The following is a 23982-nucleotide window of genomic DNA, read 5'->3' on the forward strand; positions in this document are numbered from 1 at the left end:
GTCGAGCGGCCGGGCGGCCTCGGACATTCGTCCTCCCAAGCGCTACTAGGTGAGCGTGTAGTCGGCGGGGTCGAGCTTGCGGAGGTGACGGCGGTAACTGGTCTGCGAGCCCGGCCAGTTGTTGGTGACGCGGCCCGCGGCGTTGCGGTACCAGCTGGTGCAGAAGTTCCACGGGGTGCGAGCGAGGCGTTGCTGCAGGGCGGTGTTGAACCGTTCTTCCTTGTCGGCGCGGACCTCGAGGCAGTGCCCTCGGCGTTGCTCGAGCAGCTCGACGGCCTGCCGGATGTAGCGGGTCTGCGATTCGATCATGTAGATGATCGAGCCCGCGCTGAGATTGGTGTTCGGACCGTAGACCAGGAACAGATTCGGGAAGTCCGGCACCGCGATGCCGTAGTAGGCGTGCGCGCCTTCGCTCCAGGCGTCGGACAGCTTGTGGCCGGCGCGGCCGTAAATGTCCATCGGCCAAAGGAATTCGGTGCCCTTGAACCCGGTGCCGTAGATGATCACGTCCACCTCGTGCATGGCGCCGTCGGCGGTGCGCACGCCTTCGGGCCGCACCTCGGTGATCGCCGTGGTCTCGACTGCGACATTCGGCCGCATCAACGCGGGGTAGTAGTCGTTGGAGAACAGGGCGCGCTTGCAACCGATCGGATAGTCGGGAGTGAGTTTGGCGAGCAACGCCGGATCGTCCACCTGTTTGTGCAGGTGGCGGTCGGCGATTTTCGCCACCAACCGGGCGATGGCCGGGAATTCGACCAGACCGAGGGACACGAAATCCGCGATCGCCCACCAGCCGAAGCGCTCGACCAGCAGCGCGCCAGGCAGCCTGGCGAACAGTGTGTGCTGAATCGGGGAGTAGTCGGTGTCGAACTTGGGGATCACCCAGGCGGGTGTGCGCTGGAACAGGGTGAGCTGGGCGACCTTCGGCTGGATCTCCGGGATGTACTGGATGGCGCTGGCGCCGGTGCCGATGCAGGCGACGCGCTTGCCGCTCAGCTCGACACTGTGGTCCCAGGTGGCCGAGTGGAAGGCCGGGCCCGCGAAGGTGCCGAGGCCGGGGATGTTCGGCAGCGCGGGCCGCGACAGCTGGCCGACCGCCGAGATCAAGACGTCCACGGTGCGCGTCGTGCCGTCCGTGGTGCGGATGGTCCAGCGCCCGGACGCGTCGTCGAATTCGGCCTCGGTCACCTCGGCGCCGAACTGGATCGTGTCGAGTACGCCGTTGCGCTCCGCGACGCCGCGCAGATAGGCGTGGATGGCGTCGCGGCCGGAGTAGCGCTGCGGCCAGTCCGGTTTCGGCTCGAAGGAGAACGAGTACAGCGGGGACGGCACGTCGCAGGCGGCGCCGGGATAGGTGTTCTCCCGCCACACCCCGCCGAGGTCGGCGGCGCGCTCCAGGATGGTGAGATCGTGGAAACCGTTGCGGCGCAGTTCGATCGCCATGCCGATGCCGCCGAAGCCCGCGCCGATGATGAGGACCGATGGCCGGTTACCTGCCGACATGTGACACTCCTCACAGGACCGAAGATAATTCCACTGTAGGGGGCGCCGGGATAACCGATCGAGAAATTCGGCCATAATGACGGTGTGGAGCGGGTACAGGATCCGGGAATCCGCGACTGGAACTTTCCGCGCGGGATAGCCAGCGTGGCGCTGATGGTCGGCTACGCGGCCGAGCACGGCGTGCCGGTCGGGCGGATGCTCGCCGGAACGGGGCTGTCCGAGCCCGCGCTGCGCGACCCGGACGCGCAGATCGACGCGCACATCGAACTCACGGTGGTCCGCAATCTGGTGCGGGCACTCGCCGGCTGGCCCGCGCTCGGCGTCGAGGTCGGTCGCCGCTATCGGATCACCACCTTCGGCATCTTCGGGTTCGCCTGCGTCAGCAGCCCGACGCTCGGCGAGGCGATCTCGTTCGCGCTGCGGTATCTGGAGTTGAGCTTCACCTTCAGCCTGCCCGTCGCCGAATGGCGCGAGGGCGAGTTCATCGCCTGGGTGCACGACGAGCTGATTCCGGCCGATGTGCGGCAGTTCCTTGTCGAACGCGATGTCACCGCCATGCATCAGGTGATGAGCGACCTGCTCGGCAGGCACCTGCCGTTGGCCAGGGCCGAATTCCGTTTTGCGGAACCGGATTACGCGGATCGGATCGAAGAGGTCACCGTGGTGCGCCCGCTGTTCGGGCGGCCGCGCAACCTGTTCGCGATCGATCCCGCGATGCTGGATCAGCCGCTGCCGCAGGCGAATGAACAGACCTGGGCCATGTGCCTTGCGCAGTGCCGCGACCTGGTGCACCGCCGCCGCGCCCGCACCGGCATCGCCGCCGAGGTGCGCGAACTACTGGTCCCCGGCGGCATCGACGGATTCGCCGGTCCGCCCGGAATCGACTCCGTCGCAAGCGATCTCAACATGAGCACGCGCACCCTGCGCCGCCACCTGGACGCGGCGGGCACCAGCTATCGCGCCCTGCTCGACGAGGTACGCCGCGCACTCGCCGAGGAAATGCTTTCCGCCACACCGCTTTCGGTGAGCGACGTCGCGATCCGGCTCGGCTACGCGGAATCCTCGACCTTCATCTACGCGTTCAAACGCTGGACCGGCGCGACACCCGCCGCCTATCGCCGCGAACGCGCTGCCCGCCGCTGACTCACTCGGCTTCGCCGCGCCCGTTCCTGCTGCCCGCGTAGGCGAATTCGCGCACCTTGCCGACGATCTTCGGCAGCAACTCCACCCCGTCCGGGTGGTTGAGCATCGGGTCGAAGAAGTCCGTCCGGTGTTCGGCGGATTCCGCGAGTCGCAGCGTCAGCGAACCGACGCGCACCGCCTGCCCGGTGATCCCGCCCGCCAGTAGCTCGAACGAGATCGGATGCTCTTGCAGGTGCTCGGTCAGCGCGGCCAGTGACGCGGAAGTGGGCTGACCGGTGTCGGGTTCGGCGAAGAACCACAGCGGCATGGTCTTGCCGACCCGGTACGGCATCAGGCTGCCGTATCGGGCGTGCGCCCAGCCGCGAGACGGGAGGATAACGAACCGGCCAAGCGATCCGCCACCCGTGGTCGCCAGCGCGAAATCCCAAGGCTCGTTGCGCCGATCGAGCACCCGGAACGCGAAGCCGAGCACATCGGGCAGGCTGCCCGGCGTGCCGGTGCCCTTCGACAGGCGCGCGATGACGGCGCGCTCACCCGCGCCGAACAGATGCTCGTACTCGGTTTCCGCGTGCAGCCTGCCTGCCAGGTTCAGGCCGTCGGGGTGAAAGACCCTGGCATGGCGCAGCTTGGCACCCGCGGCGAAGGTACTGCGCACTACTGAGGCGGCTAGATCGGTCATCGGAGTTCCTTCGCGTCGAGGGAAACTGTCATACCTCGACTGCCCGGGCCCGGGACAGCTAAACGAACCCGCGGCCGGTGTTCGGGTCAGGTCGGCGCGACGCCGAGCCAGCCGCCCATCGGGATGCTGCGGAAATGCGTTGTCAGGCTGTGCTTTTCATCGATCAAATGCAGTGCGACGGCAGGATCGGGCGCGTAGTCCATGACGTGATCGGGTAGGTCGAGCTCCCAGAGGCCGCCGAGGACCGACGCGGTGCTCGGCGCCACCAGCAGTGGGCGTCCGGCGAATGTCGTTGTCGCCGCGGAATGCGCGTGGCCGGTGAGCACCGCGATGATGCGCTTGTCGCCGGCGACCAGTTCGGCGAACTTTTCCGGCTCCTCCAGCGATATCTCGTCGACGACGGGGCTGAACAGGTACGCGGGCGGGTGATGCAGCGCGAGCAGGATCGGTTTGTCGGCCGGGGCGGTAGCCAGCACGCCGTGCAGCCAGGTGTAGGTCTCGTCGGCGATGCGTCCGCTCGGCTCGCCGGGAATGCTCGAATCCAGCAGTGCGACGGTCAGATCCCCGATGCGGTGGGCGTGGTTGATCGGTGCGGTCGAGGCGGATTCGCCGAGCAGCGTGCTGCGGAACGCGGCGCGGTCGTCGTGATTGCCTGGAATCGCGTACACCGGAATGTCGACGTCGAAGGCGAGCCTGGCCTCGGCGTATTGCTCGGCCTTGCCGGAATCGGTGACGTCACCGGTCACCAGGATCGCGTCCGGCCTGCGGCGTAAGCCGACGAGAAAGGTCATGACCCGCTCGACCCGTTCGGCGTTGCGGGCGCCGAGATCGAAATGTGTGTCGCTGACCTGAGCCACCAGGATCATCGGCATTCGCTTTCTCTGGGGGATCGCTCCGTTGCGTCAGAGTGTGCCCGCCTCCCGTGCGCGACACGCATTAAGGCTAGTTGACCTGCGTGTTACGCGTCGCCATGAGGCTCACCACCAGCGGAAACCTGCGCGGCGGTCTGTGTGCCCGCTCACTGGGCCTGCTCGCCTGCCTGTGCGGCCAGCGTCTGCAACGACCGCAGAAAGGCCCTGCGGTCCGCCACCGGGAGCTGCTCGAGCAGCTGATTCTCCTGCCGCTGGATGTCGGCCTGCACCCGATCGCGCAGGCTGCGCCCGGCCGGGGTGATCGACACCAGATTGACCCGCCGATCCGCCGGATCCGGTTCGCGCCGGATCAGCCCGCTCTGCTGCAACTCGTCGAGCACCCCGATGATCCGGGTCTTGTCGGCATTGATCGCCTTGGCCAGCGCGGCCTGCGTGTACACCGGCTCCTTGCCGAGCCCGAGCAGTACCGAGTAGCCCCACATCGACAGCTCATGTCGTTCGAGCACAGGCATTTCCGCCGCGATCAGCGCCCGGACGAGCGGCGCCAGCATGGCGGCGAGATCGGGACGCGGAGCTTCGGGCATGCAAGCAAAATACTGCTTGATAGATGATAAGCGCATGCATACGATAGGCTCGTACTTATTATTTGAGATCCAACAGAGAGCAGCTGACAATGGCGACCGAACCGAATTTCAGCGCTGAACTGCGCACCCTTGACACGTTGCAGGGCACAGTCGACCTCATCGCGCTGAACGCGCAGGCAGTGCGGACGAGCATCGATCTGGTCGAGCAGATGATCAGCGCGGACCTGAGCAAGCCGACGCCGTGCGCCGATTGGACGCTGCACGGTCTGTTGACGCACATGATCGCCCAGCACTATGGATTCGCCGCGGCGTCCCGTGGCGACGGCGACCCGGCCCTTTGGAAACCGCGCCCACTCGGCGCTGATCCGGTGGCGAGCTATCGAGCCGCCGCCGAGCATGTCCTCGCGGCGTTCGCGGAGCCCGGCGTGCTCGACCGGACGTTCCCGCTGGCGGAGTTCAGCGCGGGCTACGAGTTCTCCGGTGCGCAGGCGGTGAGCTTCCACTTCATCGACTACGTCGTCCATTCCTGGGATGTGGCAAAGACTTTGGGGCTGCCCGTGCATTTCGACGCCGACGTGGTCGAGGCCGCGCTCCCGGTGGCGCAGGCGGTCCCCGGTGGCGACATTCGGCTTGCCCCCGGTGCCGCGTTCGGCCCGGAGGTGGCGTGGTCGACCGAGGATCGGCTCGACCAGATCATCGCGATGCTCGGCAGGTCACCGGAGTGGACGCGCTGAGTTAGCCGGTACCGTTCAGCAATTCGCTTGCGCGGCGAAGCAATTCGTCGCTCTCGTGCGGCTCGGCCTGGATCGGCCGCCAGAACTGCGCGTCCGGCGTCGCCGCCAGGGCGAGTTCCGGCGGCGTGCGCCAGTCCGCCGTCAGGCCGAGTCGCCACGAGTGCAGGTAGGTCCGCTCGTGCGCGCCCGACTTGTCGAAGAGCGGATCGCCGACGATCGGGTGGCCGATCCACGCCAGCTGCACCCGAATCTGGTGGCGGCGCCCGGTGATCGGGCGCAGCGCGAGCACCGCGCACTCGTCGCGGCGCAGCACCGTCACGAAGTCGGTGCGCGACGGATAGTTCTTGGCATCGAGCAGATCGGCGTCCTCGACGAACCAGCGGTCCGCCGCGCGGCGAATGCTCTCCCGCGGCGCCGCGATCCGGACCCGGTTCTTGCGTCCGACGCTAAGCGGCAGGTCGATCACGCCTGCGTCGGGTAGTTCGCTCCCCGTGACGATGGCCAGATACGCCTTCGCCGCCGTCTGCTTGTTGAACTGCCTGGTCAACTGGCCGTGCGCGCCGAGCTCCTTGGCGAGCAGCACCAGCCCGGAGGTCACCTTATCGATCCGGTGCACCGGGTAGAGCGTCTCGCCCGCGGCGGCCGCCAGCTCGACGAGATCGGCGTCGTGCCGCTCCCCGGTGACCGAGATTCCGGCGGGCTTGTGCAACGCCAGGATCGCGTCGTCCTCCTCGACCAGGAAACGCGCGCGTAGCTCGGACCAGTCCATTTCCACTGGGCTGAGCTTAGGTCGCGGCCGCGGTCAAGCTCGAACCCGGTGGCCTCAGCTGTTTTTCTCGTTGCGGCGCAAGATGTGCGGGCGCAGCCGATTGAAACCGCGGACCCGGACACTGCGCAGGTTTTTGATGACGAACTCGGGTTCACCCTCGAGTGCGAGGGCGGCCTCGTCGTCGACCAGCACCGTGCCGGGCCGGGCGACACCGGTGAGGCGGGACGCGATGTTCACCACCGAGCCGTACAGATCGCCGAACCGTTGCAGCACCTCGCCGTATGCCACGGCGACGCGCAGTTCTGGGGTGCCGCCGACCATCATCGTCGACTCCTGGATGGCCAGCGCGATACGCGCCGCGTTGGCCGCGCTGTTCGCGGCGAACATCACCTCGTCGCCGACGTTCTTGACCACCCAGCCGCCGTTCTCGGTGATCGCCGCGGTGGTGGTGGATTCGAACGACTCCAGCAGCAGCGAGAGCTCATCGGGATGCAGGTGCCTGGTCAGCCGGGTATAGCCGACCATGTCCGCGAAGCCGACCGCCAGCTCGCGCAGGGTCTCGCCGGCCGAGGTGCCCGGATCGAGGGATCGGGACAGCGCGGCGGCGAGGTGCCGACGCCAGGCGTAGGTATTGAGCTGTTCGAGCGTCGCGATGGTGCCCTCGGTGGCGGTGCGGATGGTCTCCTCGGGGTCGGCGGCGGGATCGGCCTTGGCGATGCGTTCGCCGATCTCGGCGAGCACCAGGTCGACCTGCCATTCCGCCAGCCGGGCCATGCCCTGGCCGAGGGTGCGCGCGGTCGCCGCCTGCTGCCTGGCATCGGCGGCGGAGAGGATGTTCAGATCGCGGAAATTCCGCAAGGCCGAGATGTCGGCCTCGGTGTAGTCGATCTCGTTGTCATCCAGCCCGGCGGGAAAGCCGAGCGCCGTCCACAACCGCTTGGTCAGCGCCGTGGTCGTGCCCGCCTGCCCGGCCACATCGGTGCGGCTGTACTGCCGGTTCCCGTCCAGCAGATACGACTCGACAATCGACTGCACCAACTCGGACTTCTCGGTGGGCACCATGCTCGTACCTTACGACGGTCACCCCACTACCCGCCGTAAACACCGCCACCATTGGGCGACCTCACAGCGGGTGGATCACTGCGCCTCGGTGGATACGCCGCGATAGGCGGCGAGGGACTCCCAGGACCAGGTCAGTGTGCCCGCGGCGAGATCGCCGACAACGCCGTCGACCCAGTGCAATTCGGCCGCGGTGACGGCGCGCAGGTATTCGTCCTCCAGCATCACCACGCGCGGCAGATCCATGGTCACCATCTGCTCGGCATCGGCATCCATCTCGGTCAGCCGTTCGCGCAAAGTCGTTGCCCGGCGCGCCAATTCGGTGCGGGCGCCGTCCGGGCCGAGCAGCATCAGGAACGACAGCGCGGCCGGGAAGTCGGGGTACTCGTTGCGCGGCACCGCGATCATCTCGGACAGCCAGGCGGTGCAGGCGGCGCGGCCCGCGTCGGTGATCTCGTAGATGGTGCGCTCCGGGTACTGCTGATCGCGTCCGGTCTCGCGGACCGCGACCAGCCCGGCCTCCTGCAGCCTGCCGATCGTCTTGTAGAGCGCGGCGCGCTGGCTGACGTTGACGACCTTGTCCTTGCCCCACTCCTTGATCCGGCGCTGGATGGCGTACGGGTGCATCGGCTCGAGATTCAGGATGCCGAGCACAACCATCGCCAGGGGGGAGCGCTTGAACTGCGCCGATGCCGTCATGGGAGCCATTCTAATGGTTGCCGAACGACTAGGGATTCATAAACTAGTTGCCAAGATACTAGTGCTTGTGTCACTATTGCTTCAGCAGGAGGAACCGCCCCGAAAGGACTTTCAGACATGACCACCAAGACCACCCAGATCCACGTCGATCACGGCACCACCAAGCGCCTCGGCGACTGGACCGACGCCACGGCCTTCGACGTCACCGTTCGCTACGGCAGCGCCGTCATCGACCTGCGCTCGCCGCAGCTCGCCGGCGACGGCGACATCGAGGTGCACGCCAACCTCGACCACGCCATGGTCAAGCTGCTCGTCCCCGACGACGCCGTCATCGACCAGTCGGCGCTGCAGTGGACCGGCCGCGGCCGAGTCAAGGACTTCGCCCGCCCGCAGCACGCCGCGGGTCTCGTCATCCGGCTCATCGGCACCAGCACGACCAGCGAGTTCCGCGTGCACCGCGGCGGCATCGCGGTGCTGTCCGCGATGTTCTCCCGTGAGTTCTTCGAGGACGCCCGCCGCGCCAACCGCGAAGGCCGCACCCCGACCCTCGCCGACCCGGCCAACGCCCCGCGTTGAGCCGAAAACGCAAGAATGCCCCGGACTTTCGAGTCCGGGGCATTCTCGCGTTTCGGCGGCTGCCGCTACTTGACGCGGGCCAGGAAAGCGTCGATGGCAGACCACATTTGCGGGTTGAGCTGAGTGTGCGTACCGGTGCCCGTGACGGTCTGGAAGTCGACGCCGTTGGCGGCGAACTGCGCGGCGAGCGCCGCGTGCAACGGGGACGGGACCGTCGTATCGGTGACGTTGACCAGCAGCAGGATCGGCGCGTCGTAGCCGGTGGTCGGCACCGTCAGATAGGACTCGTACGCGGCGCGAACCCGACTGTCGGACAACGGCTTCGACAGCAGCTCGCCGATGCCGACGCCGGCCACCCGTGCTTCGATCTCCGGCTTGCACATGGTGCCGATCTCATCGAGCAACTGTCGGCCCGTCGGGCTCAGATACTGGTTGAAGTCGATGTCGGGTCGCGCGGCCCGGAATCCGCCGAAGATGCTCGACAGGAAGCCGAGCGTTTCCGCGGTGCCCGGGATCGTCGGAATGGCGGGGCTCGCGATGGGCAGCACCTTTTCGACATCCGACTCCGGGTCGATCGCGACCGTGCCGCGGTAATCGAGGTCGGGGGCGTAACTCGACTGCAGGTGGCCGGTGCCCAGTGCCGCCTGGCCGCCCTGCGAGGGGCCGAGCGCGGCCCAGGTCCGGGACAGCTCGGGATGGGCGGAGCGCGCGGCGCGCAGCATGTCGATGGTCGCGGTCGCCTCGGTCCGCAGTTTCCAGGTACGGGTGCGGCCCGGTATCGAACAGGCCGAGACCGAGGTAGTCCGGCGCCACCACCGCGAAGCCCTGCCCGATCAGGCGCAGCATGATGTCGTCTTCTTCGGTGTGCCAGTGGGAGTTCGGTGCCGTGCTCGGATCCGATTCACCGCCGCATCCTCGTCCGAGCCCGGTCGTCCCGTGGTCGAACGCGATGACCGGCCAGCCGCCCGGCGGCGGCGTGCCGTTTGGAATGAACAGCGCCCCGCTGGCTTGCCGCGGCGTGCCATCCGACCCGGCCATCCAGTAGGTGATCACCGACCCGTTCGGCATCGGACGCCAGCCGTCGGCCTGCGGAGTCGCCGAGATCAGCATCCCCGGGGTTTCCGCGACTGCCGGTGCCGCCTGCAGGCCGAGCAGGACACTTGCCGAGACCGTGGCCATCGCCACAGAACCCTTCCAACCACGAATAACGCGCATCGAAGACTTCTCCTTGGTGCTGGACGGTCGTCCAGTTGAAGGGCAGCTCAGGACGGTTGTGTATCTACCACATCGATCGATGGCGAATTGTAAGCAAACCCACGCTACCGCGTGCAGGCGCTGATCGGTGGAAGGCGGGTCTGCGCGCGGTTACTGCGGTACGTCCAGTCCTATCGCGGCGGTTCGCAGCGCTTCGGCGGTTCTGGCCGCCGCCTCGCTGAGCGGGGACGGAAGATGGGCGAGCAGGAGTCGTCGTTGCTCCTGTGGGCCGCCGCGGACCGGAAGGACTCGCACGCCGGGTAGGGCGGCGGGGGCGAGCACGGCCGGGATGGTGGTCAATCCGCAACCGGCGGCGACCAATTGGAGTTTGGCCAGCCAGTCGCGGGCGATGTGCGCGATCTCGGGGCGTTCGTCCAAGCCGGGCCAGACGCCCATCAGCCGGTCGTCGCTGGTGTTCGGTCCGGCGATCCATTGCTGCCCGTGTAGGTCGGCGACGTCGATGTAGTCGCCGCGCGCGAGTGGGTGGGTAGCGGGCACGGCGACGCACAGACTGCGCTCGGTGAGGGTGCGCAGGATCAGCGCGGGCGACTCGGTGTCCGGCGGCCGGAACGGCGGCTCGGAGGCGAGCAGCGCCAGGTCGACGCTGCCCGCGCGGAGCGCGCGAGCCAGCGCGGGTGTGCTGCCCTCTCGGCTCTGCACGGTGATGCCGGGATGGGTCTGGCGCAGCGCCGTGATGGCCTTCGGCAGCAGGGCGGCGCCCGCGCTGGGGAACCAGCCCACCCGCACCGTCGCCGTGTGCGCGGGCAGTCCCGACAACTCGCGGGCGGTCGCGTCGATCTGATCGAGCACCGCCGTCGCCCGTCGCAGCACGAGATGCCCTGCCGCCGTGAGCTTTACGCCTTCGCGATGCCGCTCCAGCAGCCCGGTGCCCGCCATCCGCTCGATCGAGGCGATCTGCCGCGACACCGCGGACTGCGTGTAGCCGAGCGAGCCTGCCGCCGCGGTGAAGGTGCCTTGCTCGGCGACGGTGCGAAAGACGCGCAGCGCGGTCAGTGAGACGTCGGTGAAATCCATGACTTTTACGCATACCATATGTGTCCAAATATCGCTGGACTCATGGATATCCCGCTCCTAGGTTGGAGTCATGAACAACGCACGCATTGCACTGGTGACCGGAGCGAACCAAGGTTTGGGCCGGGCACTCGCCGAGGGACTCGCCGCTCGAATGGAACCGGCGGATCTGGTCTTGCTCACCGGACGTAACCAGCAGCGGGTCGCGGCCGCCGCGGCCGAAATCGCCGCCGCACCAGGCACACACAGCCAGGTGCAGGGCCGGGTGCTCGACGTCGCCGACCCCGACGCCATCGCGGCCCTCGCCGCCGAGCTGCGCGAAACCTATGGCGGAGTAGACATTGTTCTCTCCAATGCCACCACCCGCCTGCTGCCGGATCAGTCCCAGTCCGCGATGGCGGACGAGTACATCGACGTCGCCAACACCGCGACCCACACGATCCTGCGCACCTTCACCCCGATCCTGCGCCCCGGCGGCCGCCTGTTCGTCGTCGCCAGCTCGCTCGGCACCCTCGGTCACCTGCCCGAGCAGCTGCGGCCACTATTCGACAACGCCACTCTCGACCAGGTCGAGTACGCCGTCGAATCCTGGCGCAGCGCAATCCATTCGAAGACTGCCGAAGAGGCGGGCTGGCCCCGCTGGCTGAACACCCCCTCGAAGGTCGCCCAGGTCGCCGCCGTGCGCGCGGTCGCCGCCGAGCGCCGTGCCAAGGACCTGGGCACCGGCACCTTGATCGCTTCGATCTGCCCTGGCATGGTCGACACCGCGACGTCCCGCCCGTGGTTCAGCGACTTCAGCGAGGCCCAGACCCCCGCCGAAGCCGCAAGTGCCGTAGTCGATCTGGCGCTGACACCGGGCGTCGACCCGGATCAGTACGGCGAGTTGATCCAATTCGGCAAGGTCGTGCCCTGGCACTCCGGCACCCCACTGGACGAGCAAGCGCTGCAGCTCATCCCGTGAGCTGGGCGCGGTGGGCTTGTTCGGCCGCCATCATCTACTGATCGCCCGACAATGGGTTGTTCGCATCGATCGCCGTCCGGCTTCCTGCGGGGGAGCCGGACGGCGTCGCGGCAGCCCACTACCGCAGGAGGAGCGCCATGATCTTCATCGTCGTCAAGTTCACGACCAAGCCGGAATGGACGGACCGGTGGCTCGAACTCGTCGGCCCGTTCACCGCCGCCACGCGCGCGGAAGAAGGGAACCTCTGGTTCGACTGGTCCCGCAGCGTCGACAATCCGGCCGAATTCGTTCTGGTAGAGGCATTCCGGGACGAGGCGGCAGGTGGCGCGCACGTCAGCAGCGACCATTTCAAGGCCGCGGTGACCGAGTTGCCGCAGGCACTCGCGTCCACGCCGAAGATCATCAGCCGGACGATCGACGGCGACGGCTGGTCCGAGATGGGGGAGATGACAGTGCAGTGAGCGCCGCGATGAGATGGGGCGACTGCGCTCGGCGGGCGATGGCAAGCGCAAGCTGTCGGTGCTCGTCGGCGGCGTCCGGTCGGCCGAGGGCGGTGGCGAGCTCGGCGAGGTAGTGGGAGACCGGCTCCAGCGTGACCAAGCCGCTGCCTGCTCCGGCGAATTCGTTTGCGGCGGGCAGCAATTGGTCGTAGCAGTGATGCATCGCCGGTTCGTCGCCGATGGCGAGGGCGGCACGGGCGGTCAGGCAGGTGCGTAGCTCGAGAAGTAGGTCTCGTGGCGACTCGGGTACGTCTTGCAGAGCCGCGGGCGCTTCGGCGCGAAGTCCGTTGTCTAAGAGGATGATCGGGCGAACCCATGGTTCGTACGGTCCCCATGCCGCGGTCGGGTCGTCGGCCGGCATGCCGTGTTGCAGTCGCAGGCAGAGCAGGGCAAGGGGGAGCAGGCCCTGTTCGACTCCGGGCATCCCGCCGCCGGTGAGCAACTTGGCGGCGGCGCGGTACGCCGCCTCAGCGTCACGATGGCTGCCGGTGATCGCGGTGCGCAGGGCCGCGTACCAGTGGGTGAATACGGCGACCATCGGGAGTTCGTAGTCGGCGGCCAGTCGGTCCGCAGCGGACGCGTGGGCGCTTGCCGAAGTCCAATCCCCTGTTGCGCAGCTTGATTGAATGCAAATGAGGTCACCTAGAACCTCGAACGTGACCAGTCGGTGTTGTCCGAGCGCGATTAGTTCTTCGCCGATGCGGGCGCGTTCGGCGCTCAGGCCTGCGCGGTGGAAGGTGTGCATGAACCGGCCGTTGAGGGCGAAGGCCAGCATCGCGGGATCGCCGAGCTCCCTCGCGATCGCCTCGGCCTCAGCCGCCGCACGGAGTCCACGGTCGTCGGCGGCGCCGCGTAGTTCGAGGGCGATCGTTGTGGATAACTTCGCGCGCAGCTCGCGGTGCTCGGCGGGCAGGGCGGCAAGGGAGCGTTCGGCGGCGGCGGCGACGTGGCTTGCCAGATCGGGGTTGTCGTTGGTGGTCCACACGGCCGGAATGTCGAAGGCGCTGATCACACGTGCGGCCTGCGTTGGATCTGCCCACCGTTCAGCCTGCGTGATGGCCGATTCTCGGTAGCGGCGGGCCTCCGCGAGGTGACCGGTGACCGCCAACGTTCTAGCGAGTCCGATTGTCGCGTCGACTTGCGCGGGCAGATCGGGCTCCGGCATTCGATCGAAGGCTTCGAGTGTCGCGCGCCATTGTCGTACCGCCTCGGTGAGCGCGAATTCGCGTTCGGCCTCGAGTGCCGCGGCCCGGGCGTAGCGGGCCGCGCGCACTGCGGTGGCTCGGCTCTGCGTGCGGACGAAATGGTGTGCCAGTACGGAAACCTCTGTAGTGCTGATTGTTTCGAGTAGCGCACCGATCTCGCCGTGCCACTGGGCGCGGCGTGGGCCGCTGATGTCGCCGTACACGGTGTCGCGAACCAAGGCGTGGGTGAAGCGGAGGAAGCCACCAGGTGTCTCGGTGAACAACCCTGCCGTGAGCGAGATTTCGAGGCTGTCCAGTGCGCGGCGAAGGTCGCCCGCGAGATCGATGAGAAGCTCGCGATCGACGTCTTCGCCGAGTACGGATGCCTGCTGGACCAAGTTTTGCGCGGACTGCGGCAGCATGGCCATGCGATGCCGGATGACCTCGCGGACGCCTGGCGGGATGGTGTCCAGCGCATCCGATCCCGCATCGCGGAGCAGCCGGGCCAGCTCGCGGACGAAGAATGGATTTCCGTTGCTGCGCCGGTGAATTCGCGGTCCATCGCGTTCGGCGATATCCGGCCCGGCGATTTCGCGCACCAGTGCGGCGGTGTCGGCTTCGGATAGACCACTCAGGTATACGCGAACCGGTTCGAAGGGTGCGACCTTGCCGAGCATGGCGGTGAGTTCAGTGCTGATCTGGGTGCTGCGGTACGTCGCCAGAATGAGCACCGGGCCGGTCATACCTCCGGTGACCAGAGCGGAGAGAAGGTCGAGGGTTTCCGCACCGGCATTGTGGATGTCGTCGAAAACCAGCAGAACGGGGGTGCTTTGGGAGACTGACGCCAGATATTCGGCGGCGGCGCGATGGAACAGGAATCGCGCCTCGGCGGGATCTATGGTCGCGACTTCGGCCTGACCGTGTGCCTGCGGTGCTGTTCCGGCAGCGGTCAGTGCCGCGACAATCCTTGTCCACGCCCAGCCCGGCGGAACGCCGAGGTCGGCCGGACTTTCTCCGCGCGCGGTGAGCCAGCCGTTGTCAGCGAGCGCCGATGAAACCTGCTCGGCGAGAGCAGTTTTACCGGCACCTGCCTCGCCTGCCAGCAATGCCAACCGCACGCGGCGGTGTCGAGCGGCATCATCGGCGGCGTGCTGCACCGCAGCGAATTCCAATCGACGCCCGACGAAACCCCTTCCGGTCGGCGTAGTTCGAGCCGAAGGGAGGAGGTGCGGCGCGTGCGCCAGGATGTCCGCCTCTACCCGCTGGAGCTCGGGACCGGGGTCGGCGCCCAATTCGGTGCGCAAAAGGTGACGAACGCGGCGCAGCGCTGCTAGAGCATCACTCTGCCTGCCGGATCGGTAGAGCGCGACGGCGAGCAACTGCCATGCGTGTTCACGCAAAGGATGTTCGGCGAGAAGGGAATTCAGCGCGGGCACGGCTTCGGCGGGCCGCGCGAGGTCGATCAGCGCGGCGACGCGATGCTCGACGGCCAGCAGGCGCAATCCGTCCAGCCGGTCGACTTCCGCACGCGCCCAACCCTGTTCGGCGAACTCCGCATACGCCGGGCCTTGCCACAGCGCCGATGCCGCATCGATGGTCGTCAACGCTCGATCGAACTCTTCGTTCGCGAGCAGTTCGGCGGTGCGAACGACCGCTGCCTCGAACCGATCCGCGTCCACCGCCTCGGTGCGCAACGCATATCCGGGCGGGACCGTCACCAGCACCTCGGCCGGGGCGCGCGGCGGGCGATCGGGTTCCAGCACCCGCCGAAGATCCGCGACGAACGTCTGAATCGCCCCCACCGCGCCACGCGGCGGCCGCTCCCACAGGTCATCGATCAACTGGTCCACCGAAACCATCCGCCCCCGCGCGACGAGCAATCGGGCAAGTACCGCCCGATGCCGCGGTCCCTTCAACGCGAGCGGCTCCCCGTCACGCTCGGCGCTGATGGGACCGAGGACACCGAAACGCAGCTGCGTCACGCGCCCACCGCCGCACTCAGTCGCTGCTGACCAGTTACTGAGTGCGGGTGCGAAGACTGTCCGGCGTCACCCATGAACACCAGAAAGGCACCTCATGACGCCGAAGATTACCGGATTCACCTACCAGCGGATCACCGTCGCCGACCAGGTAGAACTCAATGTCGCCGTCGGCGGCGTCGGCACCCCCATCGTCCTCCTGCACGGCTGCCCACAGACCCACCTGATGTGGCGCCACGTCGCCGCCGACCTGGCCGCCGACCACACCGTCATCTGCCCCGACCTGCGGGGTTACGGCGACAGCGACAAGCCGCTCGAGACCGACGGCACCACCTACGCCAAGCGCACCATGGCCGCCGACATCATCGAGGCCGCCCGCACGCTCGGCCACGACCGCTTCGCCCTGGCCGGCCACGACCGCGGCGCCCTGGTCGCCATCCGAGCCGCCCTCGACCACCCCGGCACCATCACCCACCTCGCCTCGCTCGACGTCCTACCCACTCTCGACATGTGGGAGGTCATGCACGGCGTGACGGCCGCCGTCGGCTTCCACCTCTACCTGATGGCCCAACCCCCCGGCCTCCCCGAACAAATGATCGCGGCGACGCCCGACGCCTTCTTCAGCCACTTCCTCGACACCTGGACCCGCGACCCCGCCGCCATCCCACCCGAAATCCGCACCGCCTACTTGCGCGCCAGCGCCGCCGCGGTCCCCAGCATCGTCGCCGACTACCGAGCCTCCGCAGGCATCGACCTCGACCACGACCGAACCGACCGCGCCAACGGCAACCACCTCCGCATGCCAGTCTCAGTCCTCCAACAGGACTGGGGCGCGGCACTCGGCTTCGACGCCGAATCCCTTTGGCGCGCATGGGCCCCCGACCTCAACCACACCACCGTCGCGTGCGGCCACTTCATGGCCGAAGAATCCCCGGCCACCGTCACCCGAGCCCTAAGAGATCTCCTGCATCGCTGACCCACCTGCGTCCGCACTGGTCATGCTGTGCGGGCGACCTAGCGCTGTCTGAAGGCTGAATCTGAGCGGAGTTCTACTCGGCAACTGCTCGAAGGCTCAATCATGGGCCGAAAAATTCTGGAACGAGACTGGTGCGCGACGGAGTCGGAGTCATAGCCTATACGCATGGGTACAAGACGGGTTCGAACGCCTTTCGGTCTGTCACTTCGATCGTCGGGGCCGCATTGGCCTGTGTACGAGTACGAGGGGCTGCCCCCATGGATAGATGACGTCGGATGCACAGTGGGCCCCAGTCTGTATCGGATCTCGAATGAGCCGCCGGAATGGTTTGATCCGCAGCCACGGACTTTTGTAGTACTCGGCGGTGTGCCGCACGGTGTCTACCACTGTCAACGCGACTGCGGTGTGCTCGATGCCGACAACCGACTTGCGGAGCGCTGTGGTCAGCGGGCTGGCATCCGAGAGGTTTCTTCGAAGTCGGCCCGGCGGCACAACATTGCCTGCCCCTTGTGTTTGCCCGCAGAGGCTACCCGGCGTAATGACTGGGCGCGCATAAAGCGTTGTGTCTTCTCTTTCGACTCCGAGATCCACGAGGATGCTCTACTGCTGACCTGGCGACGGGACCGCAATCGAGATTGGCACGGTGTCGTCATCTACAAAAACGGCGGAGAGATGAACCGATCCATGGCCAGAGAAGAAGAGTTGCGGCCGATCGTTCGTTGAGCGAGTGGTGATGGCCTGCATCGATGACGCACTTCCTGGACGTTGTGCCCTCGGCAGGATTCGAACCTGCGACACCCGCTTTAGGAGAGCGGTGCTCTATCCCCTGAGCTACGAGGGCTGGCCCGGTGGAGACCGGGACGTCGGGGAGTCTACCGGGTCTAGGGGCTGAGGCCGAAACGGATTCGTTGGTCAGGGTTTCTTGGTGCCTATGGCGATGATGTAGTCGGCCCATGGGCCCCAGAGGGTGAGGGCGGGGCGGCTGAAGGCTAGGCGGAGGGCGGGGTTGACGCGGCGCATGTCGTGGTCGCGGAGGCGTTGGGTGAGGTAGGTGGCGAGGGGGGCGTAGACCTCGCGGCGGATGGAGTAGGTGGTGACGTTGCTGAAGCCCGCGTCGATCAGGGCTTGGCGGTAGTGGTGGATGTCGAAGAAGTCGCGCTCGTGCAGGGTGCCGGGGAGACGTCGGTCGGATATCTGGACGATGGCTTTCGAGGCTCGGTTGGTGCGCGGCACGATGTCCGCGGTGACGAGCTTGCCGCCGGGCCGCAGTACTCGGTATGCCTCCGCGAAAAACTTTGTGTACGAAGGGAAATGGAAGGCGGATTCGAGGGCCGTCACCTTGGTGCACGATTCGTTTTCGCGCGGGAGGTCGATGGCGGAGCCGTATTCGTAGTGGATGCGGTGGTCCAACCCGAGTTCGACGGCCCGCCTGCTCGCGATCTCGATCTGTTCGACCGCGATGTTCACGCCGATGATCTGCTTCGGCTTGAATTCCTCGGCCCACAGGAAGTCCTGGTCGCCGTAGCCGAAGCCGACGTCGAGCTGGATGTCGTCGGGTCCGAGCTCGGCCTCGCGGGCCACCAGCCTGGCCAGGTCCTTGCTCGCCTCGTCGAGGGTGGCCGGATTGTCGCGCCAGTAGCCGAGATTGATGAACAGCGAGTCCTCGCCGAAGAGGTTCTGCGGGCCGACTACGTCGTAGACTCGGCCGACCCGCTGGCTGGACGGCAGGAACGGCACCTTCGACCACTCGTAGCATTCCTTGGCCCAGCGCCGCGATCGAGTCCGGAAGTCTTCCACCGGAATACCGGCTGTGGTCAGCGTCATGAGCCCTCCCGACGGGTTGCTCCCCGACCAGTTGCCGCTAACCGGTCTGGATCCGGGATGCTGACAGTCTCAGACAGTTTGCTTCCGCCGTCAAGCACCGCTGGTCAGCCAGCGCAGCGCGCGGTCGAAAGCGGAGTCGCGCTGCTGCTCGAATTCCTCGTCGGTGAAGACGGGCTCGGTCAGCTCGGGCGGGATGCCCGCACCGTCGAAGGTCCGGCCGTCCGAGGTCAGGAATTCCTCGTTCGGCACGCCGAACCACCAGCCCGCGTGCGTGGCGCCGGGCAGCTTGCGCTCCATCACGTCGGAGAACACGCCTTGCGTCGGCTGGCCGATTCTTGTTGTGCGCGAAGGGCGTTCCATCATGGCCTGGGTGCAGGTCTCGCCAGCGCTGACCGTGGATCCGCCGGTCAGGATGGCGATCGGCCCGGCGAAAGCGGCGCGGTCCGGTTCGACGCGCTGCGGTTGCGGTTCGGTGGTGCGGGTCTTCTTGGCGTAGGCGAAATACGGCCGGTCCGTGAGGCGGGCGGCCAGTTGCAGGCCCAGGCCGTCTGAGCCACCGCCATTGACCCGTAGGTCCAGGACCAATCCGTGCAGCCGTGACAGCCCATCCGCGGTGAAAATCGCGTCGAGGGCACGGTCGAGTTCGGCACTGTCGGCGGCGAAGGTTCGGTCCGCGGTGTAGCCGCTGAACGAGGAGACCCGCAGGTAGCCGTAGTCCTGCTCGGGCAGATCGGCATAGCCGATGCGGCCGTTCGCATATTCGGTGAGCGGGTGCGCGAGGTCGCGACGCTGGACGAACTCTTTGACCTGCCCGTCGAATTGCGGGCCGGGGATGGTCGTTCCCGGCCTGCCCGTGCCGAAGAATCCGGTGTCGCCTGCCGACACGACCACGTGAGCGTCGTTCAGTGGCGCGACCATGTCCCGCAGTACCGCGAAGAGTTCGGCGTCGTCGCCGCGCTGCTCGGCGAGAATGGCACGATCACGGAACCGGGCCCGAACCTGTTGCCAGTCAATGCCTTTCGCCGCGAAGAACGGATAGTTCTCCTGGAACGTCTGCCAGAAGACATCGAAGGCGCTGGGTACGGTGCCGCCGCAGGTGGTCGGCAGGGCGGGGAGTCGACGCAGCGTGCGGTCGCCCGGTGACCCATCGATGTGCAGAGTGGCCCGATCCGGGCCATCGCCGGGACGAAGGGTGAGCACGTCCTTGCCGTCCGTGACGTAGCCACCCGGCTTTCCGGACCGCGCGGCGGTCTCGCCCTTCATGCAGCTGAGCGCGGTCAGCTGAAAGGTCTCCAAAGTGTCGTCGTGCACGGCAAGCGCGGTGCCATAGTCGTCTACCTGCCAGAAACCGTCCGGAAAATCAGCGGCCGCGTTCCCGCAGGCTGTGAGGGCCCCGATGGCTACCAGTGCGGCAGCGATAACCGCGGTCCGCTTGCGCTGCATGATCATTCGTCAACCGTCCGGCACGAGACGTGCGGCGGCAACCGTGTGGACAGGCGGGTCGGAGGTGGGGCCAGCCGTACCTAGATCAGCTCAGAAACTGCCACCATCGAACCCGCCGCCACTGTCGAACCCACCACTGTCGAACCCGCCGCCATCCCAACCCCCACCGTCGAATCCGCCTGCGTCACTGCCGGAGTCGTACCCGGAGGTATCGCCGGAGTCGGGGCCGGCGATGTCACCGCTCGGGTCGTATCCGCCGTCATTGCCAGCGGCGGCGAACCCGTCCTGATACCCGTCGCCGTACCCGCTCTCGAATCCTTGCGCGTCGTACCCGACCCCGGACATCCCGGAGAACAGCGACGAGAACAACAGCGCCGAACCGAGACCCCACGCACCGCCGATCAGCGCGGGCTTCCACCACGGCTCGGAGTACCACCCCGCGGGCACCGGGCGACCCGCCACCCGGCCGCCCGGGTAGTAATTCGGTGTCGCGGATGAAGGATCCGGCGAGGCCGCGATCTCTCGTCCGTCGTGCTCGACGACCCGCTTCTCGGTGACCTTGCCCGCGCTGTCCTGCCCGTCGAGCGCGGGGACCTCAGGGCCGGGATCCATGCCCATCGCACTACGCGCGGCCCGAATGTAATAGAGCCCTTCCAGCGCGGTCTGCTTCGCCAGCCGCGCCTGGGCGGGCGTGCGCGCCTGATCGAGCTGCGACCCGGCGGCGAGCTGCCGCTCGGACGCGTCGACCAACGCCTGCTTGGCGGCCTCGTTCGAGCCGGTGAGGTTGTAGATCTGGCCGCCGAGCCGCTCATTGACCTGGCGGGCGTCGGCCAGCGCGTCGGCGAGCTCGGTGGCCGTGCGCTGCTTGCTCTGCCGGTTCTGCACCACGATGAGGGCGCCAACCGCCACGAGCACCACGACGATCAGTAGCCACAACACCGTGTGTACCTCTTCCGTTGCCGGGGTCTCGAACACTGTCCAGCTTAATGGGCGCTTGCTGAGATCCGGCTGAAAACAGACGGCGCGGTACGAGAGTTAGCGCGCCGCCGCCAGCGGCCGCTCGGCCTGCGCCTCGTCGTAGTCGGCCAGGTCGAAAGTCTTTGTCTTCCAGCGGTAGAGCACGGTCGCGCCCGGCCAGTTGTTGGTGATGCGGCCCGCCGCGTTGCGATACCAGCTGGAACAGAAGTTCCACGGCGTATCTTTCAGTCGCCGCTGCAGCCAGTCGTCCCAGTGCTGTTCGGCGTTCGCGCGGGCGGCGAGGTAGCGGCCAGGCCGGTCGGTGAGGTACTGCACCACCTGCCGGATGTAGCGCGCCTGCGATTCCAGCATGTAGATGATCGAACCGGAGCCGACATTGGTGTTCGGGCCGTACATCATGAACAGGTTCGGGAAATTCGGCACGGACAGGCCGAGGAAGGCGCGCGCTCCTTCGTCGCCCCAGACGTCGGCCAGCTTGCGGCCGCCTACGCCGTAGATATTCATCGGCGCGAGGAACTCGGTGCCCTTGAACCCGGTGCCGTAGACGATGACGTCGACCTCGTGCTCGACGCCGTCCGCGGTGCGGATGCCGGTGGGGGTGATCGCCTCGATCGCGGTGGTCTCCACCCTGACGTTCGGCTGGGCCAGCGCCGGGAAGTACTCGTTGGAGAACAGACCGCGCTTGCAACCGGCCGCGTAGTCGGGGGTCAGCTTGTCGCGCAGCTCGGCGTCGGAAACCTGCTTGGCCCGATGCCGGTCGGCCAGCGCGATCACCGGCGTTTTCATCGCCGGAATGTCGGTCAGTGCCAGCGCGAGCACCTCGAACAGCGACCAGATCGCGAACCGCTCGGCGAGCCGGGTCGGCGGCAGATACTTGAACACCGCCTTGTGGGTGGTGCTGTACTCGGTGTCGAACTTCGGCAGCACCCAGGCCGCCGAGCGCTGGAACAGCGTGAGGTGCGCGGCGTCGGGCTGAATGCGCGGAATGTATTGGATCGCACTGGCTCCGGTGCCGATGCAGGCCACCCGCTTGCCCGCCAGATCGACCGTGTGGTCCCACTCGGCGGAGTGGAAGGCCGGGCCTGCGAAGGTGTCGATGCCGGGGATGTTCGGCATGGCGGGCCGCGATAGCTGGCCGACCGCGGGCACGAAGACATCGGCGGTGAGTCGCGCGCCGTCCCCGGTGGTCACCGTCCATTGCCCGGTCCGCTCGTCGAACTCGGCGTCGGTCACCTCGGTGCCGAACCTGATGAACCGCTTCAGGTCGTGCTTGTCGGCGACACCGCGCATGTACGCGTGGATGTCGCGCTGCTCCGAAAACCGCCGGGGCCAATCGGATTTGGGCTCATACGACCATGAGTACAGCGGCGAAGGCACGTCGCACGCGGCGCCGGGATAGGTGTTCTCCCGCCACACACCGCCCAGATCCGCGGCACGTTCCAGGATGGTGAACGAGTCGAGCCCGGCCCGCCGCAGCTCGAGCGCCACGCCGAGCCCGGCGAACCCCGCTCCGACAATGATGATGGACGGCGTTGTCATAACCTGACCATAAACGCCGAACCCGCAGGTCCGAAGACATCCGCGGTCAACCAATCAACATTTCCGGCCACCGCGTTTCCCGTCGGATCCGCACCGATTCTCGGGATCCGCACTATTTAAACGGGTGCGTATCCCGAGAACGGGTGCGGCTGTCTAGTTCCCGGCGAGCTGGCGGGCGATGACGAGCCGCTGGATCTGGTTGGTGCCCTCGAAGATCTGCATGACCTTGGCCTCGCGCATGTAGCGCTCGACCGGGAAGTCCTGGGTGTAGCCGTAGCCGCCGAGCACCTGGACGGCGTCGGTGGTGACCTTCATGGCGGCGTCGGTGGCGATGAGCTTCGCGACGCTGGCCTGGCGCGAGTACGGCAGCCCGGCGTCGCGGCGGCGGGCGGCGTCGAGATAGGTGGCGCGAGCCGAATCGACGGCGGCGGCCATATCGGCGAGTACGAAGCCGAGGCCCTGGTGATCGATGATGTGGCGGCCGAACGCCTCTCGCTCCTTGGCGTAGGCGACCGCGTCGTCGAGCGCGCGCTGGGCCAAACCCGTTGCCACGGCCGCGATGCCGAGACGGCCGGAGTCGAGGGCGCTGAAGGCGATCGAAAGTCCTTGCCCCTCTTCGCCGATCAGTCGTTCGGTGGGCAGGAACGCGGCGTCGTAGGCGGTGGTGGTGGTCGGCACGGCGCGCAGGCCCATCTTCTCCTCGGGCTTGCCGAAGCTCAGGCCCTCGGTGTCGCGCGGCACCAGGAAACACGAAATGCCACGGGAACCTTCGCCGGTCCGCGCGAACAGGGTGTAGAAATCGGCGCGGCCGCCGTTGGTGATCCACGCCTTTGCGCCGGTAATCCGGTATCCGCCATCGACTTTCGTCGCCTTGCAGCGCAGCGCGGCCGCATCGGAACCCGCGTGCGGCTCGGAAAGGCTGTAGGCGCCGATGGTTTCGCCGGACAGCATGTTCGCGAGCCAGCGCTGCTGCTGCTCGTCGGTGCCGAAGGTGAACAGCGGATGGCAGGACAGGCTGTGCACGCTGACCGCCACCGCGACCGCCGCCCAGCGCGCCGCGAGTTCCTCCAGCACCTGCAGGTACACCTCATAAGGCTGAGCGCCGCCGCCGAATTCCTCGGGATATGGCAGGCTCAGCAGACCGGCCGCGCCGAGGGCGGGAAAGACGCCATCGGGGAACGTCCCGGTCTTCTCGCACTCGACCACCCGCGGCTCGAGCACCTTGTCGGCGATATCGCGGGTCAGCTCGAGCAGGTCCCGAGCCTCGGACGTCGGCAGCATTCGATCCACTGGCATACCCCTACGCTAGCGAGCCGACCGTCGCCGCGGGCCTCAGGCCGCTGCGGAATCGAGCTGCGGCGCGCGTTGATGAATTTCCTACTGACACACCGGCTCGGCGGATCGCGCCAGGCGTGCGGATGAGTATTCTGTCGGGAAATCCGACATAGACGACCGGTCGGCCTTCTATGGGCGTGCAGATGTAATTGCATGTCACGAGCGCGAGCCCTGTAGTGGCGCGGGCAAATTCGCGCTGGTCACGACGGTTGCCGCCAGTTGTCCAGCGGCGGCCGGTCGACGGGTTTTGTCTCATTCGGATGTTGTTCGGCAGGTTAGCTGGCGCACCAGCGCCAAAGCGACTAAGACAGTGAACGGTTCGATGGGGACGGACCGGCATGTCGGCGGCCACGCAGGGG

At 67.2% G+C, this 23982-nt stretch carries 21 protein-coding genes and 1 tRNA gene; 6 read left to right on the forward strand and 16 right to left on the reverse strand.

All coding sequences use genetic code 11. The features are described from left to right. Positions 1–45: 45 nt before the first annotated feature. Positions 46–1503: a flavin-containing monooxygenase gene (locus ACIA8C_RS31610; protein ID WP_397141029.1), complete on the reverse strand. Its 1458-nt coding sequence runs from the start codon at positions 1501–1503 to the stop codon at positions 46–48. An 84-nt stretch (positions 1504–1587) separates the two neighbouring features. Between ACIA8C_RS31610 and ACIA8C_RS31615 the strand changes: the two genes are divergently transcribed. Beyond that, on the forward strand, positions 1588–2646 hold the full coding sequence (locus ACIA8C_RS31615) for an AraC family transcriptional regulator (protein WP_397141031.1): 1059 nt from the start codon (positions 1588–1590) through the stop codon (positions 2644–2646). Between the two features lies 1 nt (position 2647). Here the strand turns inward: ACIA8C_RS31615 and ACIA8C_RS31620 are convergent, their stop codons facing one another. The 3 genes from ACIA8C_RS31620 to ACIA8C_RS31630 all read right to left on the reverse strand — a co-directional run bounded on the left by ACIA8C_RS31620 (position 2648) and on the right by ACIA8C_RS31630 (position 4781). Further along, entirely contained in the window at positions 2648–3325 is a 678-nt protein-coding gene (locus ACIA8C_RS31620; protein ID WP_397141033.1) for a phosphodiesterase, read from the reverse strand. A gap of 86 nt (positions 3326–3411) precedes the next feature. Next, entirely contained in the window at positions 3412–4197 is a 786-nt protein-coding gene (locus ACIA8C_RS31625; protein WP_397141035.1) for a metallophosphoesterase, read from the reverse strand. 146 nt (positions 4198–4343) lie between these two features. Then, on the reverse strand, positions 4344–4781 hold the full coding sequence (locus ACIA8C_RS31630; protein WP_397141037.1) for a MarR family winged helix-turn-helix transcriptional regulator: 438 nt from the start codon (positions 4779–4781) through the stop codon (positions 4344–4346). 89 nt (positions 4782–4870) lie between these two features. Between ACIA8C_RS31630 and ACIA8C_RS31635 the strand changes: the two genes are divergently transcribed. Further along, positions 4871–5515, forward strand: a complete 645-nt coding sequence (locus tag ACIA8C_RS31635) for a TIGR03086 family metal-binding protein (protein ID WP_397141039.1) — start codon at positions 4871–4873, stop codon at positions 5513–5515. 1 nt (position 5516) lies between these two features. On the opposite strand, the gene ACIA8C_RS31640 is transcribed toward ACIA8C_RS31635, so the two are convergent. The 3 genes from ACIA8C_RS31640 to ACIA8C_RS31650 form a co-directional block, all read right to left on the reverse strand. After that, entirely contained in the window at positions 5517–6284 is a 768-nt protein-coding gene (locus ACIA8C_RS31640) for a pseudouridine synthase family protein (RefSeq protein WP_397141256.1), read from the reverse strand. 54 nt (positions 6285–6338) lie between these two features. After that, entirely contained in the window at positions 6339–7346 is a 1008-nt protein-coding gene (locus ACIA8C_RS31645; protein WP_397141041.1) for an adenylate/guanylate cyclase domain-containing protein, read from the reverse strand. 75 nt (positions 7347–7421) lie between these two features. Further along, positions 7422–8042, reverse strand: coding sequence for a PadR family transcriptional regulator (locus ACIA8C_RS31650; protein WP_397141043.1), 621 nt, complete (start codon positions 8040–8042; stop codon positions 7422–7424). Between the two features lie 117 nt (positions 8043–8159). Between ACIA8C_RS31650 and ACIA8C_RS31655 the strand changes: the two genes are divergently transcribed. Beyond that, a complete protein-coding gene (locus ACIA8C_RS31655) occupies positions 8160–8618 on the forward strand; it encodes a hypothetical protein (protein ID WP_397141045.1) in 459 nt (152 codons plus the stop codon). A 65-nt stretch (positions 8619–8683) separates the two neighbouring features. Here the strand turns inward: ACIA8C_RS31655 and ACIA8C_RS31660 are convergent, their stop codons facing one another. Together ACIA8C_RS31660 and ACIA8C_RS31665 are read right to left on the reverse strand one after the other, a co-directional pair. Beyond that, on the reverse strand, positions 8684–9340 hold the full coding sequence (locus tag ACIA8C_RS31660; protein ID WP_397141047.1) for a lipase family protein: 657 nt from the start codon (positions 9338–9340) through the stop codon (positions 8684–8686). 643 nt (positions 9341–9983) lie between these two features. Then, complete coding sequence (locus ACIA8C_RS31665; RefSeq protein WP_397141049.1) at positions 9984–10907, reverse strand: LysR family transcriptional regulator; 924 nt, start codon at positions 10905–10907, stop codon at positions 9984–9986. Positions 10908–10977: 70 nt separating this feature from the next. Here ACIA8C_RS31665 and ACIA8C_RS31670 point away from each other — a divergent pair, with 70 nt between their 5' ends. Together ACIA8C_RS31670 and ACIA8C_RS31675 are read left to right on the forward strand one after the other, a co-directional pair. Further along, a complete protein-coding gene (locus tag ACIA8C_RS31670) occupies positions 10978–11865 on the forward strand; it encodes an SDR family NAD(P)-dependent oxidoreductase (RefSeq protein WP_397141051.1) in 888 nt (295 codons plus the stop codon). 137 nt (positions 11866–12002) lie between these two features. Continuing rightward, on the forward strand, positions 12003–12326 hold the full coding sequence (locus tag ACIA8C_RS31675) for a putative quinol monooxygenase (RefSeq protein WP_397141053.1): 324 nt from the start codon (positions 12003–12005) through the stop codon (positions 12324–12326). Here the strand turns inward: ACIA8C_RS31675 and ACIA8C_RS31680 are convergent. Further along, on the reverse strand, positions 12268–15531 hold the full coding sequence (locus ACIA8C_RS31680; protein WP_397141055.1) for a BTAD domain-containing putative transcriptional regulator: 3264 nt from the start codon (positions 15529–15531) through the stop codon (positions 12268–12270). The two genes, ACIA8C_RS31675 and ACIA8C_RS31680, sit on opposite strands and share 59 nt — an antisense overlap. A gap of 94 nt (positions 15532–15625) precedes the next feature. Between ACIA8C_RS31680 and ACIA8C_RS31685 the strand changes: the two genes are divergently transcribed. Further along, positions 15626–16504 carry an alpha/beta fold hydrolase gene (locus tag ACIA8C_RS31685; RefSeq protein ID WP_397141057.1) on the forward strand — a complete coding sequence of 293 codons (879 nt, stop codon included), beginning with the start codon at positions 15626–15628 and terminating at the stop codon, positions 16502–16504. A 768-nt stretch (positions 16505–17272) separates the two neighbouring features. Here ACIA8C_RS31685 and ACIA8C_RS31690 read toward each other — a convergent pair. The 6 genes from ACIA8C_RS31690 to ACIA8C_RS31715 form a co-directional block, all read right to left on the reverse strand. After that, positions 17273–17345, reverse strand: a tRNA-Arg gene (locus ACIA8C_RS31690). A 71-nt stretch (positions 17346–17416) separates the two neighbouring features. Beyond that, positions 17417–18328, reverse strand: coding sequence for an SAM-dependent methyltransferase (locus ACIA8C_RS31695; protein WP_397141059.1), 912 nt, complete (start codon positions 18326–18328; stop codon positions 17417–17419). Positions 18329–18418: 90 nt separating this feature from the next. Further along, positions 18419–19777 carry a S41 family peptidase gene (locus ACIA8C_RS31700; RefSeq protein ID WP_397141061.1) on the reverse strand — a complete coding sequence of 453 codons (1359 nt, stop codon included), beginning with the start codon at positions 19775–19777 and terminating at the stop codon, positions 18419–18421. Between the two features lie 84 nt (positions 19778–19861). Continuing rightward, positions 19862–20707, reverse strand: a complete 846-nt coding sequence (locus tag ACIA8C_RS31705; RefSeq protein WP_397141258.1) for a DUF1542 domain-containing protein — start codon at positions 20705–20707, stop codon at positions 19862–19864. Positions 20708–20806: 99 nt separating this feature from the next. Next, a complete protein-coding gene (locus ACIA8C_RS31710; protein ID WP_397141063.1) occupies positions 20807–22288 on the reverse strand; it encodes a flavin-containing monooxygenase in 1482 nt (493 codons plus the stop codon). A 153-nt stretch (positions 22289–22441) separates the two neighbouring features. Continuing rightward, the gene (locus tag ACIA8C_RS31715; protein WP_397141065.1) at positions 22442–23584 is read right to left on the reverse strand and encodes an acyl-CoA dehydrogenase family protein; all 1143 of its coding nucleotides are present in this window, start codon (positions 23582–23584) and stop codon (positions 22442–22444) included. Between the last annotated feature and the right edge of the window lie 398 nt (positions 23585–23982).

Source organism: Nocardia sp. NPDC051321 (assembly GCF_044455225.1).
In the GTDB taxonomy this organism is placed as follows: domain Bacteria; phylum Actinomycetota; class Actinomycetes; order Mycobacteriales; family Mycobacteriaceae; genus Nocardia.

What these genes read in the sequence shown, in the direction of transcription:
- ACIA8C_RS31640 (WP_397141256.1), bottom strand. Translation starts at nt 6,284, where the DNA reads ATGGACTGGTCCGAGCTACGCGCGCGTTTCCTGGTCGAGGAGGACGAC.
- ACIA8C_RS31660 (WP_397141047.1), bottom strand. Translation starts at nt 9,340, where the DNA reads ATGCTGCGCGCCGCGCGCTCCGCCCATCCCGAGCTGTCCCGGACCTGG.
- ACIA8C_RS31670 (WP_397141051.1), top strand. Translation starts at nt 10,978, where the DNA reads ATGAACAACGCACGCATTGCACTGGTGACCGGAGCGAACCAAGGTTTG.
- ACIA8C_RS31630 (WP_397141037.1), bottom strand. Translation starts at nt 4,781, where the DNA reads ATGCCCGAAGCTCCGCGTCCCGATCTCGCCGCCATGCTGGCGCCGCTC.
- ACIA8C_RS31620 (WP_397141033.1), bottom strand. Translation starts at nt 3,325, where the DNA reads ATGACCGATCTAGCCGCCTCAGTAGTGCGCAGTACCTTCGCCGCGGGT.
- ACIA8C_RS31635 (WP_397141039.1), top strand. Translation starts at nt 4,871, where the DNA reads ATGGCGACCGAACCGAATTTCAGCGCTGAACTGCGCACCCTTGACACG.
- ACIA8C_RS31650 (WP_397141043.1), bottom strand. Translation starts at nt 8,042, where the DNA reads ATGACGGCATCGGCGCAGTTCAAGCGCTCCCCCCTGGCGATGGTTGTG.
- ACIA8C_RS31655 (WP_397141045.1), top strand. Translation starts at nt 8,160, where the DNA reads ATGACCACCAAGACCACCCAGATCCACGTCGATCACGGCACCACCAAG.
- ACIA8C_RS31685 (WP_397141057.1), top strand. Translation starts at nt 15,626, where the DNA reads ATGACGCCGAAGATTACCGGATTCACCTACCAGCGGATCACCGTCGCC.
- ACIA8C_RS31715 (WP_397141065.1), bottom strand. Translation starts at nt 23,584, where the DNA reads ATGCCAGTGGATCGAATGCTGCCGACGTCCGAGGCTCGGGACCTGCTC.
- ACIA8C_RS31675 (WP_397141053.1), top strand. Translation starts at nt 12,003, where the DNA reads ATGATCTTCATCGTCGTCAAGTTCACGACCAAGCCGGAATGGACGGAC.
- ACIA8C_RS31665 (WP_397141049.1), bottom strand. Translation starts at nt 10,907, where the DNA reads ATGGATTTCACCGACGTCTCACTGACCGCGCTGCGCGTCTTTCGCACC.
- ACIA8C_RS31610 (WP_397141029.1), bottom strand. Translation starts at nt 1,503, where the DNA reads ATGTCGGCAGGTAACCGGCCATCGGTCCTCATCATCGGCGCGGGCTTC.
- ACIA8C_RS31625 (WP_397141035.1), bottom strand. Translation starts at nt 4,197, where the DNA reads ATGCCGATGATCCTGGTGGCTCAGGTCAGCGACACACATTTCGATCTC.
- ACIA8C_RS31710 (WP_397141063.1), bottom strand. Translation starts at nt 22,288, where the DNA reads ATGACAACGCCGTCCATCATCATTGTCGGAGCGGGGTTCGCCGGGCTC.
- ACIA8C_RS31700 (WP_397141061.1), bottom strand. Translation starts at nt 19,777, where the DNA reads ATGATCATGCAGCGCAAGCGGACCGCGGTTATCGCTGCCGCACTGGTA.
- ACIA8C_RS31645 (WP_397141041.1), bottom strand. Translation starts at nt 7,346, where the DNA reads ATGGTGCCCACCGAGAAGTCCGAGTTGGTGCAGTCGATTGTCGAGTCG.
- ACIA8C_RS31695 (WP_397141059.1), bottom strand. Translation starts at nt 18,328, where the DNA reads ATGACGCTGACCACAGCCGGTATTCCGGTGGAAGACTTCCGGACTCGA.